This is a genomic window from Pseudoalteromonas rubra, from assembly GCF_005887115.1.
Classification (GTDB): domain Bacteria; phylum Pseudomonadota; class Gammaproteobacteria; order Enterobacterales; family Alteromonadaceae; genus Pseudoalteromonas; species Pseudoalteromonas rubra_F.
The window spans coordinates 42,637-67,551 of record NZ_PNCJ01000028.1 but is presented as its reverse complement, the minus strand read 5'-3'; the positions used below and the strand labels follow the sequence as shown (position 1 = coordinate 67,551).

Genomic DNA, 24,915 nt, shown 5'->3' with positions numbered 1-24,915 from the left:
GCTTCATATTTTTAAAGAACATAATCCGGTTACCCGGTGTAACCAACCTTGGTTAGTTACCGCAGCCTTGCTGCGAAGTGGAGCGCCATATTAACCGCTTCACTTTTAAAGTCAACTAGAAAGTTTAATTTTTCTTAATTAAGCTTTCCGTTTGGCTTTCCCTTCACTTGACTCGTTGCTTTTCAGCGTTGTGCCCCGTGTCGGTGGATGCGCATTATAGGGAAATCGAAACTCAGTGCAACCCCTTTTTTGAAGAAAAGTGAGAAAAACGGCGCGTTCGAATGAAAATCATACCAAACAGTGCAAAAGCGCATGTAAAATATGCAATATTGCGCTTTATGCGGGGCTGGAGATCTACAGAGCAAAGCTCTACACTGAACTCAGCACCAAGAATAGCGGTAACAGCAGGTAATAAAGGGATACTAAAATGACAAATAAATACAAAGGCAGAAGTTATAAAGGCAAAACTCCAAAATTAGCGGCCGGCGTGTATGTAGATGACAGCGCCGTTTTGGTTGGCGATATAGAAGTAGGAGAAGACAGCAGTGTTTGGCCTTTAGTTGCAGCACGAGGAGACGTGAACTTTATCAAGATTGGCAAACGTACCAATGTTCAGGATGGCAGCGTATTACATCTTACTCGCTCAAGTGCTTCAAACCCGGTTGGTTACCCTCTGATCATTGGAGATGATGTGACCGTTGGCCACAAAGTGATGTTGCATGGCTGCAAGTTGGGCAATCGCATCCTGGTCGGAATGGGTGCAATTGTTATGGACAATGTCGTGGTAGAGGATGATGTGATCATAGGTGGCGGTGCTTTAGTGCCTCCGAATAAACGCCTGGAGTCGGGCTACCTGTATGTTGGCAGCCCGGTTAAGCAAGCTCGGCCACTCAACGAGCAGGAGATCGCCTTTTTAAAAACATCGGCGCAGAACTATGTCGAACTCAAAGATGACTACCTGTCAGAGCTGGACTAGTTCAATTTCCCCCTGAGCCGAGTACGCCTCTTCGTCTATTTGCTGCTCGGCCTGCATTTCGTAATCAAACTGGTGTGCTTTAAAGTGTGCGAGCGCCTGCTCTTTTGACAGCGTGGTCTCAATCACACAAGAAACCAGCATGCCCGATACCATAGCGGTGAATATCAAGCACTGGCGTGTATCATCGTAGTGAATATCATCATTGATCAGGATCTGCTGATTCATAGTCTGCCCTCTTTCATTGCATAGAGCACAGGCGCTACCTCTGGGGTTTGACCTCGCCATAAGGCAAACGCTTCAGCCGCCTGACCCACCAGCATGCCCATACCATCCACGCAGTACGCTTTCGCATTATACTCGGCGACCCACGCCAAAAAAGCTGTTTGCTGATCGCTATAGAACATGTCATACGCCAGTGCGCAGTTGCTGACGTGCAGAGGGTCGACGTCTGGCACCTGCCCTGTGACACTCGATGACGTTGAGTTAATCACCAGATTATAATGCTTATCGGGAATGTCATTTAGTGCAACGCCCTGCACCTCACCATATTCAGCAAACAACTGGGCAAGTTGCTGTGCTTTTTCTGCGGTACGATTGGCAATCACCACACTCGCAACCCCGGCCTGCAAAAGTGGATAAACACAGCCACGTGCAGCGCCTCCCGCGCCAATCAGCAGGACTGTGGCGCCTGATAAGGTCTCAGTATAGCGCAGTAAGTCAGCAACCAGCCCTGCGCCATCGGTATTGTCACCCAGTATTGAACCATCTGGTTGTGGCATCAACGTATTGACTGCTCCTGCTAACCTGGCTCGCTCCGTCAACTGCCCAGCCAATTGATACGCACGTTCTTTAAAGGGTAAGGTGACATTGGCACCCTGACCACCTTGGGCAAAGAATTCCATTACAGTCGATTCGAATTCAGACAATTCAGCCAGTATGGCGCGGTACTCAATGACCGAATTAAACTGACTGGCAAATTGCGTATGAATGGCAGGAGATTTAGAATGCTTAATCGGGTTTCCAAAAACCGCGTATTTATCCATTGAACGGCCTAACGATATAGTGATGTTATATGAAGCAGTTAATTAAACGCATCTTTAATCAAGATGCAAGTGACAATCCAACCTCAGATGCAACCCATCAGGCTCCGACGCCCGAGAAAACACCTTATGAGATCATCGGTGGCGAAGCTGGCACCCGAGCGCTGGCCAACCGCTTCTATGACATTATGGAAAGTGACCCCTACACTAAACCTTTATACGACATGCACCCGTTACCACTGGATCGCATCCGCCAGGTATTTTTCGAGTTTCTGTCCGGCTGGCTGGGCGGTCCGGACTTGTTTGCAGAACAATATGGTCACCCCAGGCTCAGAATGCGCCATATGCCATTTACTATCAATAAAGAGCTGCGCGACCAGTGGATGTACTGCATGGACAAAGCCCTTGATCAGGAAGTAGACAACCCTTTGTTACGAGAAGGATTGCGAAAATCACTGGCTCAATTAGCCACACACATGATAAATCACGACTAAAGTATTAACTTTATATTAAATTAGCGCAATAATTTTTTGCGCTAAGTCAAACTGCTCTGTTTACTAAACACGCATAATAACGGCTCTGCTTTTTTTAGGTGCGATGCGTGTGAAATCCATTCAACATAAAATTTATGCGTTGCTTGCCATTACCGGCGTACTGGTGTTGATCGCCAGTATTTTAAGTAACTCAAGCCAACAAAAACAACTGGCCGAAGAAACCGTCGAGACCAATATTCGCTTATTGGCAGACAATTATTTCGATTCGATCAATACCATGATGCTTACCGGCACCATGGCAAACCGCGAGATCCTCAGCGATAAGATGCGCAATCACGACAATATTGAAGACGCGCATATTATTCGGGGAGATAAAATCAATAAGCTGTATGGCATGGGTAACCCCAATCAGCAACCCACCAGCGAGGTCGAGCGGGCAGCATTACAAGGTCAGGAAACCCTGGTTATTGAACAGCGCGATGGCAAACGTATCATGACTTATCTCAAGCCGATGGTCGCAAAAGAAGACTATAAAGGGACTAACTGCCTCGGTTGCCATCAGGCACAAGAAGGCGACGTGCTGGGTGCAGTGCGGATCAGTTACTCTCTTGAAGATATCGATGACACGGTACACAGCAACACCTGGCTGAGCACAGGTTTACTGACGAGCATCTTTGCTACGACGTTTGTCATTCTGGGGATTATCTTCCGCAAGCTCTTTATTGTGCGCCTGAAAACGCTGGGTCGTACGATGCGCTTGGCAACCCAGAACAAGGATCTGTCGCTACGTATCGACGATACCATAGATGATGAACTGGGCCGGCTGGCCATTAACTTTAATAAAATGATGGCCTCGTTCAAGGAAAACATTGCCCAGGTGTCCGCCTCGTCGCATGTCTTGATCCAGTCTGCGGAACAAATCTACAACGCCGCTGACACCACAGAACAGGCAATTCAGGAGCAAAAACAAGGCACGGACTCAGTCGCTGCCGCTATCAATGAGCTGGAAAGTTCATCCAGTGAAGTGAAAAACACCACCCACTTTGCGTCTGAAAAATCTGACAGCAGTAACCACCTTGCCGAACAAAGCATGGCTGTGGCAGAACGTACAGAGCAAAGCATTAACCAACTGGCACGCGATGTGCGCCAGGCGGCAGAGCAGGTTAGTCAACTTCAGACACAAACCCTGGAAGTGGGTAAGGTACTGGAAGTGATCAGCAGCATTGCCGAACAAACAAACTTGCTGGCACTGAATGCCGCCATCGAAGCGGCTCGCGCCGGTGAAGCAGGCCGCGGGTTTGCTGTGGTTGCCGACGAAGTACGCACCCTGGCCACCCGAACGCATGATTCAACCGACGAAATCAAACGCACCATAGACAAGCTGCAAAATGAAGCAGCCCAGACAGTCAGTGCCATGAGTGCGTCTTGTGAGGAAGCGGATGACCGCGCCATGCAAGTCAAGCAGGTAGCGCAGGCACTTAAGGATATTTCGAATCAGATGCATGAAATCAACGCGCTGAATGTACAAATTGCCGATGCGACGGAGCAGCAGAATCTGGCTGCAGAGGAGATCAATCAAAGTGTGGTGGCCATCCGTGACAACGCTGAGCAGTCATTAATTGACGCCCATGGCAGCAAACAGATCAGTGAAAACCTGCTCGAGCTTGCCCGCTCTTTGGATGAGCAGGTACGCAGCTTCCGTCTGGAATAATACTATCCTGATACAAAAAAGGCGCCACCGGCGCCTTTTTTATAGCAATTTGCTTAATTAAGTGTTCTATTTTGAGGCGAGAAAATAGGGTCGATAACAAGGCAAAAATTTTGCTATTTAGTTGTTCTAAACAAGAAATTTTTAACGCCGTTAGCGCCCTATTTGCTCCGTCAAATTGAACAGGTATTAAGTGAAATTGGTATTATTATGTAGTCGAATTAGTCATCTAGCGACGTCATAGCCAACCAGTCTCGCGGACGCAAAAAGTGCTTGTACAATAATGCTTCAGGCGCGTCTTCGGCCGGCGTAAAGTCATATTCCCAGCGTGCCAGCGGAGGCATCGACATCAGAATAGACTCTGTCCGCCCACCCGTTTGCAGACCAAACAAAGTGCCACGATCCCAGACCAGGTTAAACTCCACATATCGGCCGCGACGATATAACTGGAACTGACGCTGTGCTTCGCTGAACGGCGTATCTTTACGCTTTTCCATGATGGGCACATAGGCATCCAGGAAGCCTCTGCCTACGGCTTGCATAAAGGCAAAGCTGGTGTCGAAACCCCACTCGTTGAGATCGTCAAAGAACAAACCACCCACACCCCGGGTTTCTTTACGATGCTTGAGATAGAAGTAATCGTCACACCACTTTTTATAGTCATCGTAAACCTGCTCACCAAACGGCTCACATACCGCTTTGGCAACACTGTGCCAGTGCTTGACATCTTCGAGCACCGGGTAGAAAGGTGTAAGATCAAAGCCACCGCCAAACCACCAGATGGGATCTTCCCCTTCTTTCTCAGCGATGAAAAAACGCACATTGGCGTGACTTGTGGGAATATGCGGGTTTTTGGGGTGGATCACCAAAGACACACCGCAGGCATGGAAGCTGCGCCCTGCCAGTTCAGGCCGATGGGCTGTGGCAGAAGCTGGCATCGACGCGCCATAGACGTGAGAGAAGTTCACACCCCCTTGCTCTATTACGGCACCGTCGCGCATTACACGCGTACGACCACCGCCGCCCTCTTCACGCTGCCATGCATCTTCAACAAATTTGCCACTGCCATCCGCCTGCTCCAGACCCTGACAAATTTCGTCCTGCAGGGCGAGTAAGAAGGCTTTAACGGATTCTAGGTTTACCTGACTCAACGTCATTAACTCCTTATGATCTTGCCACTTAAGGCATCACGGATCTGACTTGGACTGGTTTGTTTTCCCAGCTCACCGGTTTGATAAAATGCCACCCGATCACCAAATGCCGCCTGAGCTTCTGCCAAGGTCTTAGCCGGCTCTTCGCCACTGAAGTTGGCACTGGTAGACACAATCGGTTTGCCAAATGCCTGACACAGCTCTTTCACAACGGGGTGATCGGTCACGCGAATTGCGATACTCGGGTTGCCGCCCGTCACCCACTCTGGTGCGCTCGCTTTTACTGGTAACAACCAGGTCACCGGGCCGGGCCAGGATGAAAATATTTCTGCGCGTTTGTCCTGCGGGATTTTACTGTCATCGACGTACGGCAGGCACTGAGCAAAATTATCGGCAATGAGGATCAGCCCTTTTTCTACCGGGCGGTCTTTCAGTGCCAACAGCGCATGGACGGCTTGTTCGTTATCGGGATCACAGCCCAGACCAAAAATGGCTTCGGTCGGGTAACAGATCAGCCCCCCCTGTTGTAATGCTTCGACGGCATTTTGGGGTAACTGACGTTGCGTATCTTGTTCGCTCACTGAGGCTCCTCAATTGTATGCTGACAAACTTTCTGCGGGCATTGTAGCACAGCTTTTCCACCCCGGTGTTTTTGCACCATGATGGGCCAGCCACAGGCCTCACAAGGATGTGCAACTGGTGGGTGATTCACACTGTACTTGCACTGTGGGTAAGCATCGCAGGCATAAAAAAACTTGCCATACTTATTCTTGCGTTTGTGTAAGGTGCCTTTTTGGCACTTGGGACAGGACGGACCCGACGCTTCTTCTGGCTCATCATCGTGGGCAATATAGTGACACTGAGGATAGCCAGTACACCCGATAAACATGCCATAGCGACCATTACGTACGACCAATGGCTCGCTACACAAAGGACAGGCACTGTCTTCCAGCACCTTAATATCATGGTTATCATGATGGGCGATGGCACGAATATAGTCACAAGCCGGATAGCTGGCACAGCCAAGGAAAGGGCCCGACTTACTGTGTTTGATCACCAGTTCAGAGCCGCACTTAGGGCAGACTTCATATTCCCGCTCCAAGGCATGTTGATCTGCATTAAACAATGAATGATCTATTTTACTCATAACAAATCCCCGTCCACTTCACCCTTATGGTTTTGCGCCCATAATAGTATCAAGGGAAAGTGATATAAGGAACAAAGATGCGTCAGTCAGGCAGTACGCCTGACCTTACGAAATTGTGCCTTCTGGAGAAAGTAAGCGGATTAGTGCAGCGGACCTGTGGGTTCTTCAAAGATAAGGTCTTCCATCTGGGCATAGGCATGCTCTTTACCAGGCACATTAAACAGCACCATCAGGATCACCCATTTCAGATCATCCAGGCAGATAGTCGGCTTATCCAGCGCACATAAACGGTCTATGATCATTTCACGGGTTGTGCTGTCTATCACTCCAATTTGCTCAACAAACATTAAAAAGCCCCGGCACTCAATATCCAGCATGGTACATTCTTGCTCTGTGTAGATCCGGATCGCGCTATCCGGGCGGGCATTTAAATAAGGAATTTCATCAGACTGCTGTAAATCGGCTAGTTGCTCCAGCCAGTCCAGTGCTTTGTAAATCTCGTCTTGATTGAAACCGGCCCCGACCAGTTCATCAGTGAGTTCGTTTTGTTCGACGAAGATATCCGCTTCGCTGTGAATATAGTTTTCGAATAAATACATTAGGATATCAAACATAATTAACCCCTCGCTAATTTGATGTAGCCGTCTAATACGCGTTCTACTTTGTCTTCAAGCTCAAGGTCCAGTAGTCTGGCAAGCACCTTCTCTACTGGCCACTGAGTCCTCTGCGATAAGGTATCTACACTGGTTACCTCAAAGCCGAGATGTTGCAATACGGGGCAGTGCTCCTGTTTTTTGTCACTTTCTACTATATATAGACCGTTTTCGGAGAAAAATCTTACCTCTTCGAGAATATCCTCAACTCGCTCGGTTAATTTTGCGCCGTCTTTTAATAAATGATGACACCCCTGAGATAAAGGATTACGGATCGATCCGGGCACCGCAAACACTTCTTTGTTTTGCTCCAGCGCATACCGCGCGGTGATTAAAGAACCACTCTTTATTTCGGCTTCAACAACCAATACCCCAAGTGACAACCCGGAAATAATCCGGTTACGACGAGGAAAGTGCTCCGCCTTGGGCTGACTGCCGGGGAGAAATTCGCTAATCAACAACCCCTGTTCCGCTACCTGCTGATATAGCCGGCTGTGTCTGCGCGGATACACCACATCGACTCCGGTACCAAGCACAGCCAGGGTCGCCCCTCCCTGACTCAATGCGCCCTGGTGCGCCGCACCATCGACGCCCCTGGCAAGCCCGGAAGTCACAGCCATACCCACATCACTGAGCGCGCGACCAAACTCTCTGGCTATATCCAGTCCGGTAGCTGTGGCATTCCGACTCCCTACAATGGCAATTTGTGGTTGAGATAATAAAGACAATCGCCCTTTACAAAAGAGCATCAAAGGGGCACTGCTGATCTGTTTTAATAATAGGGGATAGGCGGCATCAAAGTAACCAACCAATTGAATATGCTGCGTAATACACTGCTGAATAAGGGTATCGACAAAATGCCAGTCTGGCGCCTGCAGGTATTGGATTGCTGCCTGAGGCAACCCAACTTCGCGCAATCTGAGTGGCGAAACAGTAAAGAGTTCGACGGGCGCGAGATGTTGAATGGCCCGCTCCAGCGTGGAGCTGCCCAGCCCGGGACATATCCTTAGTGCCAGGCTGTGCCGTAAATCCAATGTTGTCATGCGCCCTCCCTGAGCTTGTCGTCGTACTATGCTTAACTCATTTAAGCTTTACCCGGACAAGAGGAGGACTTTAGCGACTGCTAACAGAGTCTCCCACTCGCACGGGCTGACGTGTTTTTGTAACCATGGCATAACTGATGTTGTCATACACCTTAAACAGCATTAACTCACCAACTTTTTCCTTCGGCATGTGCCAGACGACGCTGTCCTCATCATTGTCTTCGCCAAACCATTCACTAACTTCGGTGATAACTTTGTCCAGGCTGCTGGCATCTTCGATATAACTGGGGCCAGTCTCCTTCTCAATCACTGTAGGTGACTGACGATGGATTGCAAGCACGTTCCCCTCTTGCAGGTCATCTTTACGACCTAAGTCGATAACCACAACCGCCATGGTGCTGAACTCACGCAACTTATTGCTGCTCGCAATGATGTTGCCTGAAATGGCCTGCACCGGCTGAGTCATTTTGAAATTTGCTGAATAAGTTTGTCCGCTAGAAATGGGCATCAGTACATCACTGGGCTTCACTTCGCGACGAACCGACTCAATCTTCACTGTGCTCGGCTCACCAGCCTCAATGTTACCAGTCCTGATCACACGGCCAGTCCCTACCAGAATAGACTCATACGCCAATATCGCGCCGTTATCTGGATCCCGATAGGCATCTCCCTTGCGGTAAATACCATAGTTACCACCACGCGGCAGATCCCCTTTAACATATAGCAGGTGACCTTCAATGTTCATTTTGTAGTTGAAGTTTGACCCCAAAACCATCGGCAACTGGTCAAAGTCCGATTCCCCCAATGCCTGCTCAAAGCGCATAAAGGGCTCCATCACTGCCAAAGGTAAAGTCGGTATAGCCTGGTTTTTATCGCTTACGACACGGGCCTGAGGGGAGAGTCGACGCACTCCTTTCGCCACGCTCAGGCGTGGGTTACCCTCGCTGTCGTAATGTAACGATAAAACGTCTCCCGGATAAATCAGGTGCGGGTTGTTGATCTGGGGATTCCACTGCCACAAAGCAGGCCACTTCCAGGGACTGTTCAGATACAGGCCCGAAATATCCCATAGGGTATCCCCTTTTTTAACAACATAACGCTCGGGCGCACTGGTTTTAACCGCCAGCGTTTGTGCTAGGGCAGGAAAAACAGCACTCGTTGCCAGCAAAAGGGCGGCAATATGAGATTTCATGCAGGCTTCCTTGAGTTATTTTTCGATATTATCCACCAAAACCTGTTAAAGGGGAACGTGAATGGCTAAAATAAGAGCATACATTACCCCATTTAATTCAAGTGTAAAAGGTATCTATGGCTAAGTTAGCAGTACTGAGTTTTCCAGATGAGCGTTTGCGTACGGTTGCAAAGCCGGTCGCCGAAGTGAATGACGAGATCCGTCAGATTGTCGCGGACATGCTGGAAACCATGTATGAAGAAAATGGTATTGGCCTTGCCGCCACGCAGGTAGATATTCACCAGCGCATTGTGGTGATCGATGTATCAGAAGAGCGCAACGAGCCACGCGTGTTGATCAACCCTGAAATCACGGCCAAAGATGGCTCAACCATCAGCGAAGAGGGCTGTTTGTCTGTGCCTTATTCTTACGCCAAAGTGGATCGCGCAGAAACCGTCACCGTTAAAGCACTTAACGAGCACGGCGAAAGCTACGAATTTGACGCTGATGGTTTGTTAGCTGTGTGCGTACAGCACGAACTCGACCACCTGCAGGGCAAGTTGTTCATCGATTACTTGTCGCCACTGAAGCGTCAGCGGATCCGTAAAAAAATCGAAAAAGAAGCCAAACTGGCGGCACGCGCGTAAGCGTGTCGTTACCGACTATTAATTACTACCTAAACTGGGATCTTAAGTGAGCAAATCTCTGCGTATTGTCTTTGCGGGCACCCCGGATTTTGCTGCCAAGCACTTGGCAGCGCTGATCGCATCACATCATGACGTTGTCGCTGTATACAGCCAGCCCGACCGCCCTGCCGGTCGCGGTAAAAAACTCAAAGCCAGCGAAGTAAAAACCCTGGCACTGGAACATAACCTACCGGTCTATCAGCCTCAGTCTCTCAAGTCTGACGATGCCCAAGCGGATCTTGCTGCGCTGGAAGCCGACGTAATGGTTGTGGTGGCTTATGGCCTGTTATTACCAAAAGCTATTTTAGATACGCCAAGACTTGGCTGTCTCAACGTACATGGTTCAATCTTGCCACGCTGGCGTGGCGCGGCGCCAATCCAGCGTGCTATCTGGGCTGGCGATAAAGAGACAGGCGTCACCATTATGCAAATGGATGAAGGCCTGGATACCGGCGACATGCTGCACATTGCAACTTGTCCAATTGACCAGGACGAAACCAGTGCCAGCCTGTATAACAAACTGGCCGAGCTGGGACCCGATGCATTAGTAGAAACACTAGACAAACTGGCCGAAGACAAGCTTAGTGCCGAGCCGCAGGATGATGCACTGGCAAATTACGCCAAAAAGCTGTCTAAAGAAGAAGCCAATATAGACTGGACAATGGACGCGGCACAAATTGAGCGTAACATCCGCGCCTTTAATCCCTGGCCGGTCTGCTACACCCAGATGCAAGGTCAAACGGTTAAGGTTTGGCAGGCGACTGTGGTATCGCAGCAAGGCACGCCCGGTCAGGTACTCAGTGCCGATAAAGCCGGCATCACCATTGCTTGTGGTGACCAAGCACTTACCATCACGCAACTTCAGCCTCAAGGTAAAAAGCCCATGTCGGCACAAGACTTTTTAAACGGTCGCAGCGACTGGGTAACCCCCGGTAGCCAGGTGGGTGCCTGATGGCCAATGTACGCGCGCTTGCCGCGCAAACCCTGTTTCAGGTTGTTGATAAAGGCCAGTCACTGACTACCCAATTACCCTACGCCAGCCGTCAGTTACCAGTAAAAGACCGTGCCTTGTTACAACAGATCTGCTATGGCGTTTTGCGCTACCTGCCAAGTCTGGAGCACTATTGTCAGCAGCTGCTGGAACAGCCACTCAAAGGCAAGAACCGGGTTTTTCAGTTCTTATTGTATGTAGGTATTTATCAGCTACAACACATGCGCGTGCCCGCTCATGCGGCCGTCGCCGAAACCGTTAATGCAGCCAATAAGCTTCAGGCACCCGGACTTAAGGGGCTTATCAACGCGGTGTTACGTAACTTTCAGCGCGCTCAGGATACGTTAGAAGCCAGCGCCGATGCCATCCCGGTATGCAAATACAATCACCCGGGCTGGTTTATTAAAAAGCTACAGGCAGCTTACCCACAGCAATGGCAAGAAATTTTGCATGACAACCAGCAGCAAGCACCTATGTGGTTACGTGTTAACCAACGCCAGTCGAGCACCACAGACTATGCTGCACGCCTCGATGGTGAAGGCATTGCGCATACGCTGGACCCGGACTTTGCAGATGGCATTTTGCTGACCAAACCTGTGGATGTACAGCAGCTACCAGACTTTGCTCAGGGTGCCAGCTCAGTGCAGGATGCCGCAGCGCAAATGGCAGCCCGTTTACTGGACCCACAAGATGGTGAGCACATTCTGGATGCCTGTGCCGCTCCGGGTGGCAAAACCTGCCATATTCTGGAGCTGGCCGATGCCAATGTGATTGCTTTGGATGCCGATGGTGAGCGCCTCAAACGCGTCGACGAAAATCTTAAGCGTCTGCATCTCAGTGCCCAGTGTCTTGAAGCCAATGCTGCAACTCCGGATACCTGGTGGCAGGGCGAGCAGTTTGATCGCATTTTATTAGATGTGCCCTGCTCGGCAACCGGCGTGATCCGTCGACACCCGGACATCAAATGGTTGCGTCGTGCCACCGACATCGATGAGCTGGCGGCCTTACAGGCCAGCATTCTGGATGCCATCTGGCCACTGCTGAAGCCCGGCGGTACGTTAGTGTATGCAACCTGCTCTGTGCTGCCTCAGGAAAATACCGAGCAAGTAACGGCATTTTTAGCACGCACGGCGGATGCTCAGCTCACCCCGCTGCATGCACAGGACACGCCGGATAAACCCGGATTGCAATTGCTGCCAGGCCAGACCGATGGCTTTTATTACGCACGGCTGAAAAAACAATAATAGCGCTAGACTAGCTTATGAAAATCATCATCTTAGGCGCCGGACAAGTCGGCGGTACACTGGCCGAAAACCTGGTCGGCGAACAGAACGAAATCACCGTGGTAGACATTGACGGCGAGCGACTGAGGGAATTGCAGGACAAATATGATCTGCAAGGCGTAACGGGACACAGCGCACATCCAGATGTCCTCAGGCAGGCCGGTGCCGAAGATGCCGATATGGTTATTGCGGTGACCAGCTCGGATGAAGTCAATATGATAGCCTGTCAGGTGGCCTATAGTATTTTTAATACGCCAACTAAAATTGCTCGGATCCGCTCTGAGCAATACCTGAAGTATCGGGAGAAGCTATTCCATAATGATGACCTGCCAGTCGATCACTATATCGCACCGGAGCAATTGGTTACTCGTTATATTCGTCGCCTGATCGATTACCCAGGTGCATTGCAGGTGCTGCAGTTTGCTGATGGTATGTTATCGCTGGTTGCCGTTAAGGCCTACTATGGTGGCCTGTTGGTTGGCTATGCCCTGTCTGCACTGAAAGAGCATATTCCTAATGTTGATACCCGGGTGGCGGCAATTTATCGCCAGGGTAAAGCCATTAAACCTTTAGGGACCACAGTGATCGAGGCCGATGATGAGGTATTCTTCATCGCAGCAACCAAGCACATTCGTGCAGTCATGAACGAGCTACAGAAACTCGAACGCTCGTATCGAAAAATTATGATTGCCGGAGGGGGAAATATCGGGGCCGGATTGGCGAGATCGTTGGAGAAAAACCACAGTGTTAAGCTGATTGAGCGTAACCTTGACAGGGCCTCTTCTCTGTCCGAAATGCTCGACAATACGGTGGTATTCTGTGGTGATGCCTCTGATCAGGAGCTATTATCCGAAGAGCATATCGAACAGGTCGATGTCTTTATTGCGGTGACCAATGATGATGAAGCCAACATCATGGCTGCCATGCTCGCTAAACGTATGGGTGCCCAGAAAACCATGGTCCTCATCCAGCGAGGTGCTTATGTTGACCTGGTACAGGGTGGAGAAATCGACATTGCTATCTCACCTCAGCAGGCGACTATTTCAGCCTTGCTCACACATGTCAGACGTGGTGATATAGTAAATGTTTACTCACTGCGTAAAGGCGCTGCTGAAGCCATCGAAGCAGTTGCACATGGTGACGAAAACACCTCGAAGGTGGTGGGCCGTGCGATTCGAGACATCAAGCTACCTGCGGGCACCACCATTGGCGCCATCGTCCGTGACGACGACGTGCTGATCGCCCACGATGACACCATTATTCTGTCGGGTGACCACGTCATCATGTTCCTGATCGACAAAAAGCAGATTGGCGTGGTTGAAAAGCTCTTCCAGGTCAGTGCATTGTTTGTGTGACCGGTTAACTATCTAGCTGATCTGGCTTTACACCGACCAGCTAGCCCTCTCCTTCATCGGACAAAATCGACAGATCGATCAAATAGTCTTTTAGCACCGCTTTAATGGTTGTGTCCGGACCCACGACCTGAATTCCCAATGACACATTACCCTCTGCACTTTCTATAATACGACACACTTTGCCTTTTATCGCGGAGGCATTGTCGTCTTTGCCCTCAATCAGCACTTCACAGTTTTCTGATTCTAGGTCATCGGGTAAATGCTCTTTTTGAATATCGAACATCATACCGGACAGAGAAATATCTTTGATCACTCCCACTTCATTGTAATCTGACAACTGTAATATAGCTGGTATAAGTGCTGGTACGCGGGTTTGGGCACGGAGCTGATAAGTTTGTACTTCATGAGGGTAGTAAAGGAAAATAAGCCGCGCGGGGTGATTACTAATGGCTTTAATGTTCTCTTTGAAAGCAATGATCTGACCATCACTGTCTTCAGGCAGGGCCCGGACGATGATTTCCGTCCCCGTCTTCACATAATCTGCCGCCGCGCCGAGTCGCTTAGGGTTGGGATAATTTAAAATAATATACTGGTCTTCAAGCACCCCGATAAACTCTGTACGGACGCGTTTACGACTAGCTGGCATCACAATTTCAATATCAATCAAACTGCCCGCCGGGATCTGCGATAAGTGCTTCCTGCTCCGTTGCGTTTTACGCCTTAACATCTTGTCACCCTACTAACGACTCTGCCCTTAGTGTAGCAGCAAAATCCCTTTAAGATAACGGTAAGTACCCAATAAAGGAGCTGATTTAACCTTATTGCAGGTATCCCTTTAATAATACAGCAGCATCTCTCAGCGTCATCATACGGCTTTGCGCTTCCAGCGTGCTTAATGCCAGGTGTTGTTCATAGTGCTCAGTGAAAAACAACATAGGTTCACCATTGCGCTTCGTGATAAAGGTGATCCCAAGTGTCTGCTCATGTCCATTACAGGTCAAACGACCAGTTTGGTTCTTCATAACCAAAGGTGGCAAAGTACGCGTTTGCCACAAGGCATTCTCAGAGATAATACCAATCACACACTCGCTGACTTCGACACCATCATAACGCAACAGTGGCACACTGCCATGAGCCGATGGAATGCCGTTATCATACTGCAAGCACCCAGCTCCACTCATATACTGATTTAGCTGAGTCACACAGTCAGTTAAGTCACTGGCGCCGTCGCACAGGTTTACCTGGCTAACTATCCCTGCTTGTATTGCTTTATATTTATTTTGATGTGACATGGCAAACATCTCGGCCATTCCTCATAGTTTTGTTATCTGGCAACACCCACCATCCTGTGTGGGTAGACTATAAAAGTAGGGATTTAACCCTGACGATACAAATATGACACCAGAGCTAATGAAAAAATGCATTTTTTGCGTTTTTTGATATATTTTTTTAACTGCAGTTAACCAAAAACAGGTAAAAATTTACACGAAAAATCATAAGCAACTGATTTAAAGTAATTCTTACTTTTATATGAGTTAGATAGTCAAATGTGAAAAGTGCGTTTATTTTACAAATATACCGTTATCAGGGTCTGCTTCAGGAAGTAATTAATGTGAGAGGTAAGCAAGCTGTAGATATTCAAAGCGTTCCATGGTGGTGTATTCCGAACGCTTAGATAAGTGCCACAGTCCTCCATGGCGGTGTATTCCAGCTCGACTCGCGTTCGGCCAGCTGGAGTTAACTGAGTGCCCAAAGCCATCCATGGCGGTATATTCCGGCTCGACCATCCCGGTCTCGCGTTCGGGCTCGACGCCCCCGCCAACTGCGATATGCCACTGGCATATCGGTCTGGCCTCATCCACGCCAGAACGTGGGGGTGAACAGAACCAGCAGAGTGAAGATTTCGAGACGGCCGAAGACCATAGCAATGGTCAGAATCCATTTCGCAGAGTCGGGAATATCGCCGTAATGTGCGGCTACATCACCCAGGCCCGGGCCCAGGTTATTCAGACAGGCCGCAGTGGCAGAGAAAGCGGTAATGTTATCCAGACCAGTACCCAATAGCGCAATCATGATGATCACAAATACCAGCGCATAAGCTGAAAAGAATCCCCATACCGCTTCGACGACCTTATCAGGTAACGCTTTACGGCCCAGCTTAATAGAATAGATAGCACGCGGATGAACCAGGCGGTTAAGCTCTCGGATCCCCTGCAGGTAAAGTAAAAAGACTCGTACCACTTTCATACCACCGCCCGTGGAGCCTGCACAACCCCCAATAAAACTCGAAAAAATCAACAAAATCGGCAGGAACAAAGGCCAGGCAGCAAAGCTGTCAGTAGCAAAACCCGCGGTGGTACTGATAGAAACCGCCTGAAACAGAGCATGATCCAGAGTCTCGTCTCCATTGCTGTATACCTGCTTGGATGACAGTACAGCAAAACACAGCACCACCAGCGCCAGTTGAATAAACAAAAAGACTTTGAGTTCGGGGTCCCTAAAATAAACTTTGATATTTCGGCCCGCCACGGCCGCATAATGCAAGGAGAAGTTTGCCGCAGCAATAAGCAGGAAGAACACACAAATGGCGTTGATCATCGGACTGTCGAAGTAACCTATCGAGGCGTCATAGGTTGAGAACCCACCGATGGCGATGGTCGCAAAGGCATGGCAAATAGCATCAAACCAGCTCATACCCGCCCAGGCATACGCCAACGTACAGGCCAGTGTCAGCGTCACATAGATATACCATAAGTGCTTCGCCGTATCGGCAATGCGGGGGGTCATCTTGGAGTCTTTTACTGGGCCTGGCGTTTCAGCTCGATAAAGCTGCATGCCACCTACACCAAGCATAGGCAGTACAGCGACGGCCAAGACGATTATTCCCATGCCACCGAGCCACTGCAGTTGCTGGCGATAGAAAAGCACCGACTTAGGTAAGTACTCGATACCTGTCAGCACTGTTGCACCTGTGGTTGTCAGACCGGAAAACGCCTCAAAGACAGCATCGGCAAAAGACAGATTAGGCTCATTTAAGAAGATCAGGGGCACGGCCGCAAAGGCCCCCAGTACCAGCCAGAATAAGACCACAATCAAAAAGCCCTCTCTGGCTTTCAAGTCTCCCTGCTCTTTGCGGTTGGGATAATAGGCCATCAGGCCAATCAGAACACTAAAGATAAATGCCAGAACAAACGGCACACCGCCGCCGTCCTTATAGATCAAAGACACCAGCGCCGGTGGCACCATAGTCAGACTAAAGAGCGCAACAAGCTGTCCAAGTATCTTTATAATGGTACGAAATTGCATAGCGCGATTCGCGAGTTATTGTAATTACACCCGATTGTCTACTACATCACTCGGTTAGTAAACCGCGAAACCCCGTTCAGGACTCTTTGAGCGCCAGTGACACCGCTCCATGAGTCAGATCATACACCGACGCGATGGCGACTTTGGTCTCTCTGCTGTCGAGTTCAATTTCCCAGTGAATTGTCGCACCATACTGTTTATCTATACTTAGCACTGTGTATTGGCTAGTGAGGTGCTGTTCTATGCTTCCTTGCAATGCATAGTCAGATTCACCCACCAGCTTGCTGGCTGGGATCTTAATTTGTGTTGGCAGTACGGCCAGCGCATTATTCAGTGTCCCACCGTAAGCGCGAACCAGGCCACCGGTACCCAGTTTAATCCCGCCAAAATAACGGGTTGTTACCGCGGTGATCTCCCCCAGCCCGGAGCCAAGCAGAACGTTCAGCATTGGCTTACCTGCCGTCCCATTCGGTTCCCCGTCATCCGAAAAGCCCAGCACATGACTACCGCCCGGCGCACCGGCGATATGGGCCCAGCAGTTGTGTCGCGCATCCGGATACTGCTCGTTAATAGAACGAATAAAGGCTTTAGCATCAGCAATCGTCGGCGTATGGGCAATATGCACAATAAAAGTGCTTTTCTTAATTTCTTCGTGATGGGATATGGGACCGCTGGGAATGGCGTATTCAGACATGGGCATTCAACAAACAACACTGGGAGCACTTGGCTCCCAGTTTAACACAGTTCAGTTCGGTACAGGACAAAGCTTAATCCAGCGCCAGATCCCGCGTCATATTTTCGAGATGATCATCATGAACAATAATATTATCTTCGATACGAATGCCGCCATACGGCTTAAACGCGTCAACCTTGTCCCAGTTTACATACTGTTTGTTATCGGTTTGCGCCAGCTCGCCCAGCAGTGAATCAATAAAATACAGGCCAGGCTCAATGGTAAAGACCTGGTTGGCTTCAATCTTACGCGTACAACGCAGGAATGGATGACCTTCCGGCGGTGCCTGATGTGTCCCCAACTCATCCGCCATAAAGCCACCCATATCGTGAACCTGTAAACCTAGATGGTGGCCCAGACCATGCGGGAAGAAAGTCGACGTAATCCCCTGCTCCAGGATCCCTTCTACACTCAGGCCACGCACCAGATCGAAATCTATCAGCACCTGAGCAACACGCTTATGGCAATCTTGGTGCAACTCACCATACAATTTACCCGGCTGTAATGCCTGACCCAGTTCAATCTGATGGGTGTTCATCACCTTGATCAGATCGGCAAACTCGCCCTTGCGCGCAAAGTCGTAGGTACGGGTAATATCCGATGCATAACCATTAAAATTGGCACCGGCATCGATCAGGAATGACACATGCTGCTGCGGTGCGCGACGCTCAAAATGGGTGTAATGCAAAATGGCGCAGTTTTCGTTCAATGCCACGATGTTGCCGTAAGGCGTGTCATTTTCCATATGCTCAGTGGCTTGCAGGTAAGCCTGCTGAATACCATACTCGGACTCTTTGGCATAAAAAGCATCCCGTGCAGCCTTATGACCTAGCACAGCAAGGCGATTTGCTTCGCGCAGGCAGGTAAGCTCATAACTGGTCTTGTAAGCACGATGGAAGTGTAGGTAATTCATCACCGGCTCAGGGTTCATCTGAGTAAAGCCCAGAGCCTGTGCCACCTCAAGATACTCACCAATATACGCCAGGCTGGCTTTGTCGTACGGTAAGAATTGCTCAACCTGATCAGGCTGCAGAAGCAGTTGAATATCAAAGTAGTCGGCCCAGAAGTCGCTCGGCTCTTCCGGTACTTTGTGCCAGAAATCCACCGGACGGTAGAAGATCAGCTTAGGCTTATCTGTGCCATTGATCACCAGCCAGCAGTGCGGATTATCGATGACCGGTAACCATGCTTTGAATTGAGGGTTCACCTTGAACGGATAATACATATCATCCAGAAACTGACGTTTGGCTTGTCCTGAGTGGATCACGAGTCCATCTAGGTTCTCACGTTCAATAATGGTCTTCGTACGCTGTTGCAGCGTTGCAATATGCTCGGCATACAAGTTTGCTAATTGTTCCATTGGTGTACCCATTTTTATTTAATTCGCTTGTGACTGAGTCTAACATAGTGCTAACGGTTTAAAGAAGTAAAGCAGGCTGCGGTCGGCCCCGCTGTTGCGAGACAGACCAACAAATCTGTGTTTACTTACCACCGATCTGCATATCCAATATTCCAGCCAAAATATTGCCATCTCGCCCCAGTTTAGTGTGATAAACCTGCCGGTACGCCATCACATTTTTCACGTAATCGCGAGTTTCACGATATGGGATCAACTCGATCCATAGCTCCGCTGGCATAGCTTCCTGTGGGATCCAACGTTTCACTCGGTGAAAGCCTGCATTATAAGAAGCCGTAGCGAGGATCTCATTGCCCTTGTTTTTACCTTTAAGATAATCGAGGTAATCTGTACCAAGGCGAATATTGGTGGCTGGCTTCATCAACTGACGCGTAGACACCCTTGATTTAGCAACATATTTGGCAGTGCTTGGCAAAAGCTGCATCAACCCGTAGGCATCCGCATGCGAACGTGCATCCGGGGCGAATGAACTTTCTCTGCGAGCGATCGCAAAACTCCACGCCAAATCCACGTCATTGCGCTCACTGTAGCGCTCAAATAAATCATCAAACGCCATGGGAAAACGCAGGTCGACATAGTTCCAGGCCTTAATCTGCGCCAGAGTATAAATGGTGCTGTCATACCAGTCGAGCTCTGCTGCCAGTACCGAGGCAGCCAGTTTTTCCGCTGTGCTTGAGGTGTTGGTCAGATAGTTCCATTCACGCCGTGCTGCGGTGAAGCGCTCCAATTCATACAGCGCTTTCGCCCGCTTAAACCCGGGCGCCTGCGACACTTTCGCGACGATACCGGGCGGTACATTGAGTGGCTCAGCATTCAATTGCGCCGGTAAGCCCAGCCTCGCCGCAGCAAGGAAGCCATAGTAATCACGTTTTGGGGCAATCTCCTGCCACAGGGCCTGCGCTTTCTCCATCTGATTACGTTTGGCATAACTGTAGCCAAGCCAGTATATTTGTCCGTTACTCAGGTTTTCCATACCCGTAAACAACACCGCGATCCCTTCCCAGTCTTGCTCTTTGAGCATATTACTCATCAGCCATTGGCGTAGCTTCTTATCCTGCATCTCCTTAGGTACTTTATTTAGCCAGAACTTCGCCTGATCGTGCCCCTTAGACGCCAGTGCCAAAGCAAAGCGATAGGCGACGCTATCGTGCTGCGCCTGGCTAAAGGTAAACATCCCCTGTAATTTGTCCCAGGCCCGCAGTGCCAGCTTGGGATCGCGCCAGATCAAACGGCGCACACCATACACGGCAATTTCAGCCTCTCTGGCGGTGCGCTTCTTATATCGGTATAAACCGGCTGAGGCACTGGGATCGCGACGTACCTTAAGGTACAGATCAGCCAGATAAGCTTCATTGCGCGGCAACAGGGTTTTCAGATACTTCAGTAATGAAGACTGGCCACCCTGCGCGGCATGGGTGATCCTTTGCCACACCAGGTCTTGTGTCCGATACCCGGCTTTTTGCCACTGACTAAACAACTTGTCGCAGGCTTTTGGCTGTGACTTACCAACCACCCATAACGGCTCGACCTGATCCAAAATAGCTTTTTCAGGAGCCCCTAAATCCAGTTGAAATTGTAAATAGGTACATTTCAGCTCAGCGTTACTGGTGTCCTGATAATGTTCGATAAATAAAGCTTTTTTGTTACGCCGCTTAAGGTAGCTCAGCCAACTTTTACGTACCATCCAGTCCAGTGGCGTATGATCATATATTGATAGAAAGTGTCCTATCTCTTCCTGATACTTAAGTTTTGGGTGACGCTTATAAAAGGTAGCCTCAACATAAGGCTTCAGAGGATGGTCGAGCTCGGCAAGCGACCTCTTAAACGCCTGGTAGTTACCACTCCAGGCCACCCGCTCTGCGTCTTTAAACGCCTGATGTGAGTCTGCTGCATACCCTAAGTCACTCCAGGCTCCGCCACACACCGCAAGGCAAGTGGCTGCTAAACGACTAAACCATAGTTTCATCATGCTTTAACTTTCATTCTCTTCGTTGGCAGTCAATGTTCTGGGGCGTCTAAATTGCTTGAGGTAAAGGCCCACTCCAAAACACCTTCCTTTCTCTGAGTTCCCTGCCCGGGCGCACTGTGTGCAGTCTGAACAGCTGTATCAATAACATCAGACTATTATGATGTAACTTGCCCGTGGCTTAACGTCCGGACGGACAACACCACCCGGAAAATATTCAGCGAATCCACCTTAGCATTGTGCCTAACCCTTTGCAGTAAACCTGCGGTAAATTTTTCATTGCAATTTTCTTTTAAAGACGCCACACTGGATGAAATGACAACTCATCGTACCAGTGTAAAAACACGGGAGAACATGTATGTTAATGAAACGCGAGTCCTTTGTTGTGGATTTCTGCAAAGGCAAAATCGCTGAGTTTAAGTTTTGTATGCCAGGTTCGGTCAACAAATTATCTCAGCAAACCCTGCAAGATTGTCATGCGGCGCTCAAAGAGCTGGCGCAACGCGATGACATCGACGGCCTGATCTTTAGCTCCGACAAAGACCACTTTATTGTTGGCGCAGACATCTTCGAATTCCTGCCTACCTTTGACCGCCCGGAAGCTGAGCTGGTTGAGTGGATCAAAGCGGCCACTGACGTATTTGACGCGTTAGAAGATTTACCCTTCCCAACCCTGTCAGCGGTCAATGGTCTGGCACTGGGCGGTGGTTGTGAGTGGGTACTTGCTACCGATTATCGTATTGCCTCTGACAGCGCCAAGATTGGCCTGCCGGAAGTGAAGCTGGGTATTATGCCAGGCTTTGGTGGTACTGTGCGTCTGCCGCGCCTGATTGGTGCAGACAACGCGATGACCTGGATCACTACAGGTAAAGAGAACCGCGCAGCCGATGCTCTGAAAGTAGGCGCAGTCGATGCTGTGGTTGCTCAGGATAAGCTGATGGACGCGGCACTGCGTACCATGGAACAAGCGGCAGCTGGCAAACTGGACTGGCGCGCCAAACGTCAGATTAAACTTGACCCGCTGAAAATGAACCGCGTTGAGCAAGGCATGAGCTTTGCAATGGCTGAAGGCATGGTGATGGCCAAAACCAAAGGCCACTACCCGGCACCTGTAATGGCGGTTAAAACCATCAAGACTGCTGCCAATATGGGTCGCGACGAAGCCATGGCCGTTGAGAACGCGAGCTTCGCCAAGCTGGCCAAAACTGCTGAAGCGGCGGCACAAACCGGGATCTTCCTAGCCGATCAGTACATCAAAGGCGTTGCCAAGAAACAAGCGAAGCAAAGCCAGACTGACATCAAACAAGCTGCGGTACTGGGCGCGGGCATCATGGGCGGCGGTATTGCTTACCAGTCAGCGTACAAAGGCACGCCGATTGTCATGAAAGACATCAGCCAGGGTGCACTGGACTTAGGCATGGGCGAAGCGGCCAAGCTGCTGGGCAAAAAAGTCGAGCGCGGCCACATGAAGCTGGACAAAATGGTTGGCACACTGGCGCAGATCAAACCAACGCTTAACGACCGTGACCTGGAAGGCAGTGACATCATCGTTGAAGCGGTTGTCGAGAACCCGCAGATCAAGAAAACCGTACTGGCGGGTCTTGAGAAACAACTACCACAAGGCACTATTCTGACCTCAAATACCTCAACCATTCGCATTGATGAACTGGCTGAAGGTCTGGAGCGTCCTGAGCACTTCTGTGGTATGCACTTCTTTAACCCGGTACCTAAGATGCCATTGGTTGAAATCATTCGTGGCGCGAAAACCTCAGATGAAACCGTTGCCGCGGTTGTCGACTATGCACTGAAACTGGGCAAGTCGCCGATTGTTGTGAACGACTGTCCGGGCTTCTTCGTGAACCGCGTGCTGTTCCCTTACTTTGCCGGTTTCAGCCAGCTCGTCGTGGAAGGTGCAGACTTCACACAAGTCGATAAAGTCATGGAAAATGTTTTTGGTTGGCCTATGGGCCCGGCTTACCTGCTGGACGTTGTTGGGATCGACACAGCCAACCACTGTACCGGCGTCATGGCGGATGGTTTCCCAACCCGCATGGCACGCCAGGAAAAAGATCCAGTTGCCCACCTGGCCAACGCGAATCGCTATGGACAGAAGAACCAGAAAGGCTTCTACCAGTATGCACCGGATCGCAAAGGCCGCCTGAAGAAGAGCAAAGACGCTGACGCTGTTGCCCTGCTGAGCGAGATTTGTGACGCACCGGCACAGTTTGACAAACAAACTATCATCGAGCGCTGTATGGTACCGATGATCAACGAAGTTCTGTTGTGTCTGCAAGAAGGCATTGTAGCCTCACCGCAAGAAGCCGATATGGCACTGATCTACGGCATTGGCTTCCCACCGTTCCGTGGTGGTGCATTCCGTTATCTGGATCAACTGGGTCTGGCTGAGTTCGTGAAAATCGCCGATAAGTACGCACACTTAGGCGAAATCTATCAGGTGTCGGAGCAAACCCGTGAGTGGGCAGCTGCCGGTAAAGTATTCTACAAAGTGGAGGGTCAGTAACATGGAACAGGCAGTAATCGTAGATTGTATTCGTACGCCGATGGGCCGCTCCAAGGGCGGTGTGTTCAAACACAAACGTGCTGAAGACCTCAGTGCCCACCTGATGAAAGGCCTGCTGGATCGCAACCCGGCAGTGGCACCGGATTCTATCGATGACATTTACTGGGGGTGTGTACAACAAACCCTGGAGCAAGGTTTTAACGTAGGCCGTAATGCCGCCCTGCTGGCAGGTATTCCACACACAGTACCTGCAGTCACGGTAAACCGCTTATGTGGTTCATCCATGCAGGCACTGCATGATGCAGCACGTGCGATTATGACTGGCGCCGGCGATACCTACCTGATCGGGGGTGTTGAGCACATGGGCCACGTTCCTATGACGCACGGTAATGACTTCCACCCGGGTCTGTCGACTTCAGTTGCACAAGCCGCCGGTGTTATGGGTCTGACTGCGGAATACCTGGCCACCCTGCACGGTATTAACCGTGAGCAACAGGATGCCTTTGCAGTGCGCTCACATCAGCGCGCCCATGCAGCCACGGTTGAAGGCCGTTTTGCGCGTGAAATTTTACCAATGGAAGGTCATGATGCCGATGGTGCGCCAGTACTGGTTGAACACGACGAAGTGATCCGTCCGGAAACCACCATGGAAGGCCTGAGCCAGTTACGCCCTGTATTCAACCCGGCTTCGGGCACGGTGACCGCAGGTACGTCATCGGCTCTGTCTGACGGCGCTTCAGCCATGCTGGTCATGAGTGAGTCGAAGGCCAAAGAATTGGGCCTGCCAATTCGTGCACGCGTTAAGTCGATGGCGGTTGCAGGTTGCGATCCATCTATCATGGGTTACGGTCCGGTTCCTGCCAGCCAGAAGGCACTGAAGCAAGCAGGTTTGAGCATTGAAGACATTGATGTAGCTGAACTGAATGAAGCTTTTGCCGCGCAGTCTTTACCGGTACTGAAAGATCTGGGCTTACTGGATGTGGCTGACGAGAAAGTGAACCTCAATGGCGGCGCCATTGCGCTGGGTCACCCGCTGGGCTGTTCAGGCTCACGGATCAGCACGTCTTTGATCCATATAATGGAAGACAAAGGCGCTAAGTATGGCCTGGCGACCATGTGTATCGGTCTGGGTCAGGGCATTGCGACCGTCTTCGAGCGAGTTGAAGACTAAACTAAACAACATTCCCTAAGATTTAACTTGGTGACCAAGGCAAGCTGCTTCGTGTAGCTTGCCTTTTTTCGTGATCGGGTATCTGAACTTGCATATTTATTTG

The 24,915-nt window shown here is 50.0% G+C and carries 23 protein-coding genes; 9 read left to right on the top strand and 14 right to left on the bottom strand.

Going from position 1 to position 24,915, the window contains the following annotated elements; translation table 11 throughout:
- Positions 1 to 427: 427 nt before the first annotated feature.
- Complete coding sequence (locus tag CWB98_RS17890) at positions 428 to 976, top strand: gamma carbonic anhydrase family protein (protein ID WP_138546092.1); 549 nt, start codon at positions 428 to 430, stop codon at positions 974 to 976.
- Here CWB98_RS17890 and CWB98_RS17885 read toward each other — a convergent pair.
- Both CWB98_RS17885 and aroE read right to left on the bottom strand, forming a co-directional pair.
- Positions 962 to 1,201: a DUF1488 domain-containing protein gene (locus CWB98_RS17885; RefSeq protein ID WP_138546091.1), complete on the bottom strand. Its 240-nt coding sequence runs from the start codon at positions 1,199 to 1,201 to the stop codon at positions 962 to 964. The genes CWB98_RS17890 and CWB98_RS17885 overlap by 15 nt on opposite strands.
- On the bottom strand, positions 1,198 to 2,019 hold the full coding sequence (aroE, locus tag CWB98_RS17880; protein ID WP_138546090.1) for a shikimate dehydrogenase: 822 nt from the start codon (positions 2,017 to 2,019) through the stop codon (positions 1,198 to 1,200). Before aroE ends, CWB98_RS17885 begins: the two co-directional genes overlap by 4 nt.
- Before the next feature lie 29 nt (positions 2,020 to 2,048).
- Here aroE and CWB98_RS17875 point away from each other — a divergent pair, with 29 nt between their 5' ends.
- A complete protein-coding gene (locus CWB98_RS17875; RefSeq protein WP_138546089.1) occupies positions 2,049 to 2,510 on the top strand; it encodes a group II truncated hemoglobin in 462 nt (153 codons plus the stop codon).
- 103 nt (positions 2,511 to 2,613) lie between these two features.
- On the top strand, positions 2,614 to 4,221 hold the full coding sequence (locus CWB98_RS17870; protein WP_138546088.1) for a methyl-accepting chemotaxis protein: 1,608 nt from the start codon (positions 2,614 to 2,616) through the stop codon (positions 4,219 to 4,221).
- Between the two features lie 218 nt (positions 4,222 to 4,439).
- On the opposite strand, the gene hemF is transcribed toward CWB98_RS17870, so the two are convergent.
- The 6 genes from hemF to CWB98_RS17840 all read right to left on the bottom strand — a co-directional run bounded on the left by hemF (position 4,440) and on the right by CWB98_RS17840 (position 9,404).
- A complete protein-coding gene (hemF, locus tag CWB98_RS17865; protein ID WP_138546087.1) occupies positions 4,440 to 5,375 on the bottom strand; it encodes an oxygen-dependent coproporphyrinogen oxidase in 936 nt (311 codons plus the stop codon).
- The gene (locus CWB98_RS17860; RefSeq protein ID WP_138546086.1) at positions 5,375 to 5,950 is read right to left on the bottom strand and encodes a Sua5/YciO/YrdC/YwlC family protein; all 576 of its coding nucleotides are present in this window, start codon (positions 5,948 to 5,950) and stop codon (positions 5,375 to 5,377) included. Before CWB98_RS17860 ends, hemF begins: the two co-directional genes overlap by 1 nt.
- Entirely contained in the window at positions 5,947 to 6,516 is a 570-nt protein-coding gene (locus CWB98_RS17855; RefSeq protein ID WP_138546085.1) for a DNA topoisomerase family protein, read from the bottom strand. Before CWB98_RS17855 ends, CWB98_RS17860 begins: the two co-directional genes overlap by 4 nt.
- 140 nt (positions 6,517 to 6,656) lie before the next feature.
- Complete coding sequence (locus CWB98_RS17850; protein WP_138546084.1) at positions 6,657 to 7,130, bottom strand: DUF494 family protein; 474 nt, start codon at positions 7,128 to 7,130, stop codon at positions 6,657 to 6,659.
- 2 nt (positions 7,131 to 7,132) lie between these two features.
- Entirely contained in the window at positions 7,133 to 8,212 is a 1,080-nt protein-coding gene (dprA, locus tag CWB98_RS17845) for a DNA-processing protein DprA (protein WP_138546083.1), read from the bottom strand.
- Between the two features lie 70 nt (positions 8,213 to 8,282).
- The gene (locus CWB98_RS17840; protein WP_138546082.1) at positions 8,283 to 9,404 is read right to left on the bottom strand and encodes a LysM peptidoglycan-binding domain-containing protein; all 1,122 of its coding nucleotides are present in this window, start codon (positions 9,402 to 9,404) and stop codon (positions 8,283 to 8,285) included.
- Positions 9,405 to 9,520: 116 nt separating this feature from the next.
- Between CWB98_RS17840 and def the strand changes: the two genes are divergently transcribed.
- The 4 genes from def to trkA are packed head-to-tail and all read left to right on the top strand — an operon-like array spanning position 9,521 to position 13,698.
- Complete coding sequence (gene def, locus CWB98_RS17835; RefSeq protein ID WP_046004762.1) at positions 9,521 to 10,030, top strand: peptide deformylase; 510 nt, start codon at positions 9,521 to 9,523, stop codon at positions 10,028 to 10,030.
- A 46-nt stretch (positions 10,031 to 10,076) separates the two neighbouring features.
- The gene (gene fmt / locus CWB98_RS17830; RefSeq protein WP_138546081.1) at positions 10,077 to 11,021 is read left to right on the top strand and encodes a methionyl-tRNA formyltransferase; all 945 of its coding nucleotides are present in this window, start codon (positions 10,077 to 10,079) and stop codon (positions 11,019 to 11,021) included.
- Complete coding sequence (gene rsmB / locus CWB98_RS17825) at positions 11,021 to 12,304, top strand: 16S rRNA (cytosine(967)-C(5))-methyltransferase RsmB (protein ID WP_138546080.1); 1,284 nt, start codon at positions 11,021 to 11,023, stop codon at positions 12,302 to 12,304. The genes fmt and rsmB overlap by 1 nt, the downstream gene beginning before the upstream one ends.
- Positions 12,305 to 12,321: 17 nt before the next feature.
- A complete protein-coding gene (gene trkA / locus CWB98_RS17820) occupies positions 12,322 to 13,698 on the top strand; it encodes a Trk system potassium transporter TrkA (RefSeq protein ID WP_138546079.1) in 1,377 nt (458 codons plus the stop codon).
- Positions 13,699 to 13,738: 40 nt separating this feature from the next.
- Here trkA and CWB98_RS17815 read toward each other — a convergent pair whose 3' ends face one another.
- The 6 genes from CWB98_RS17815 to CWB98_RS17790 all read right to left on the bottom strand — a co-directional run bounded on the left by CWB98_RS17815 (position 13,739) and on the right by CWB98_RS17790 (position 21,120).
- Entirely contained in the window at positions 13,739 to 14,425 is a 687-nt protein-coding gene (locus CWB98_RS17815) for a flagellar brake domain-containing protein (protein WP_138546078.1), read from the bottom strand.
- Between the two features lie 91 nt (positions 14,426 to 14,516).
- Positions 14,517 to 14,999, bottom strand: a complete 483-nt coding sequence (locus CWB98_RS17810) for a hypothetical protein (RefSeq protein ID WP_138546077.1) — start codon at positions 14,997 to 14,999, stop codon at positions 14,517 to 14,519.
- 553 nt (positions 15,000 to 15,552) lie between these two features.
- Positions 15,553 to 17,004, bottom strand: coding sequence for a TrkH family potassium uptake protein (locus CWB98_RS17805; RefSeq protein ID WP_138546076.1), 1,452 nt, complete (start codon positions 17,002 to 17,004; stop codon positions 15,553 to 15,555).
- Positions 17,005 to 17,080: 76 nt separating this feature from the next.
- The gene (locus CWB98_RS17800) at positions 17,081 to 17,698 is read right to left on the bottom strand and encodes a YigZ family protein (RefSeq protein ID WP_138546075.1); all 618 of its coding nucleotides are present in this window, start codon (positions 17,696 to 17,698) and stop codon (positions 17,081 to 17,083) included.
- 73 nt (positions 17,699 to 17,771) lie between these two features.
- Positions 17,772 to 19,097 (bottom strand): Xaa-Pro dipeptidase, encoded by a 1,326-nt coding sequence (pepQ, locus tag CWB98_RS17795; protein WP_138546074.1) that lies wholly within the window; start codon positions 19,095 to 19,097, stop codon positions 17,772 to 17,774.
- Between the two features lie 121 nt (positions 19,098 to 19,218).
- Positions 19,219 to 21,120, bottom strand: coding sequence for a transglycosylase SLT domain-containing protein (locus CWB98_RS17790; RefSeq protein WP_138546095.1), 1,902 nt, complete (start codon positions 21,118 to 21,120; stop codon positions 19,219 to 19,221).
- Between the two features lie 358 nt (positions 21,121 to 21,478).
- Here CWB98_RS17790 and fadB point away from each other — a divergent pair, with 358 nt between their 5' ends.
- Together fadB and fadA are read left to right on the top strand one after the other, a co-directional pair.
- Positions 21,479 to 23,641 carry a fatty acid oxidation complex subunit alpha FadB gene (gene fadB / locus CWB98_RS17785; RefSeq protein ID WP_138546073.1) on the top strand — a complete coding sequence of 721 codons (2,163 nt, stop codon included), beginning with the start codon at positions 21,479 to 21,481 and terminating at the stop codon, positions 23,639 to 23,641.
- 1 nt (position 23,642) lies between these two features.
- Complete coding sequence (fadA, locus tag CWB98_RS17780; protein WP_046004753.1) at positions 23,643 to 24,812, top strand: acetyl-CoA C-acyltransferase FadA; 1,170 nt, start codon at positions 23,643 to 23,645, stop codon at positions 24,810 to 24,812.
- Positions 24,813 to 24,915 lie beyond the last annotated feature (103 nt).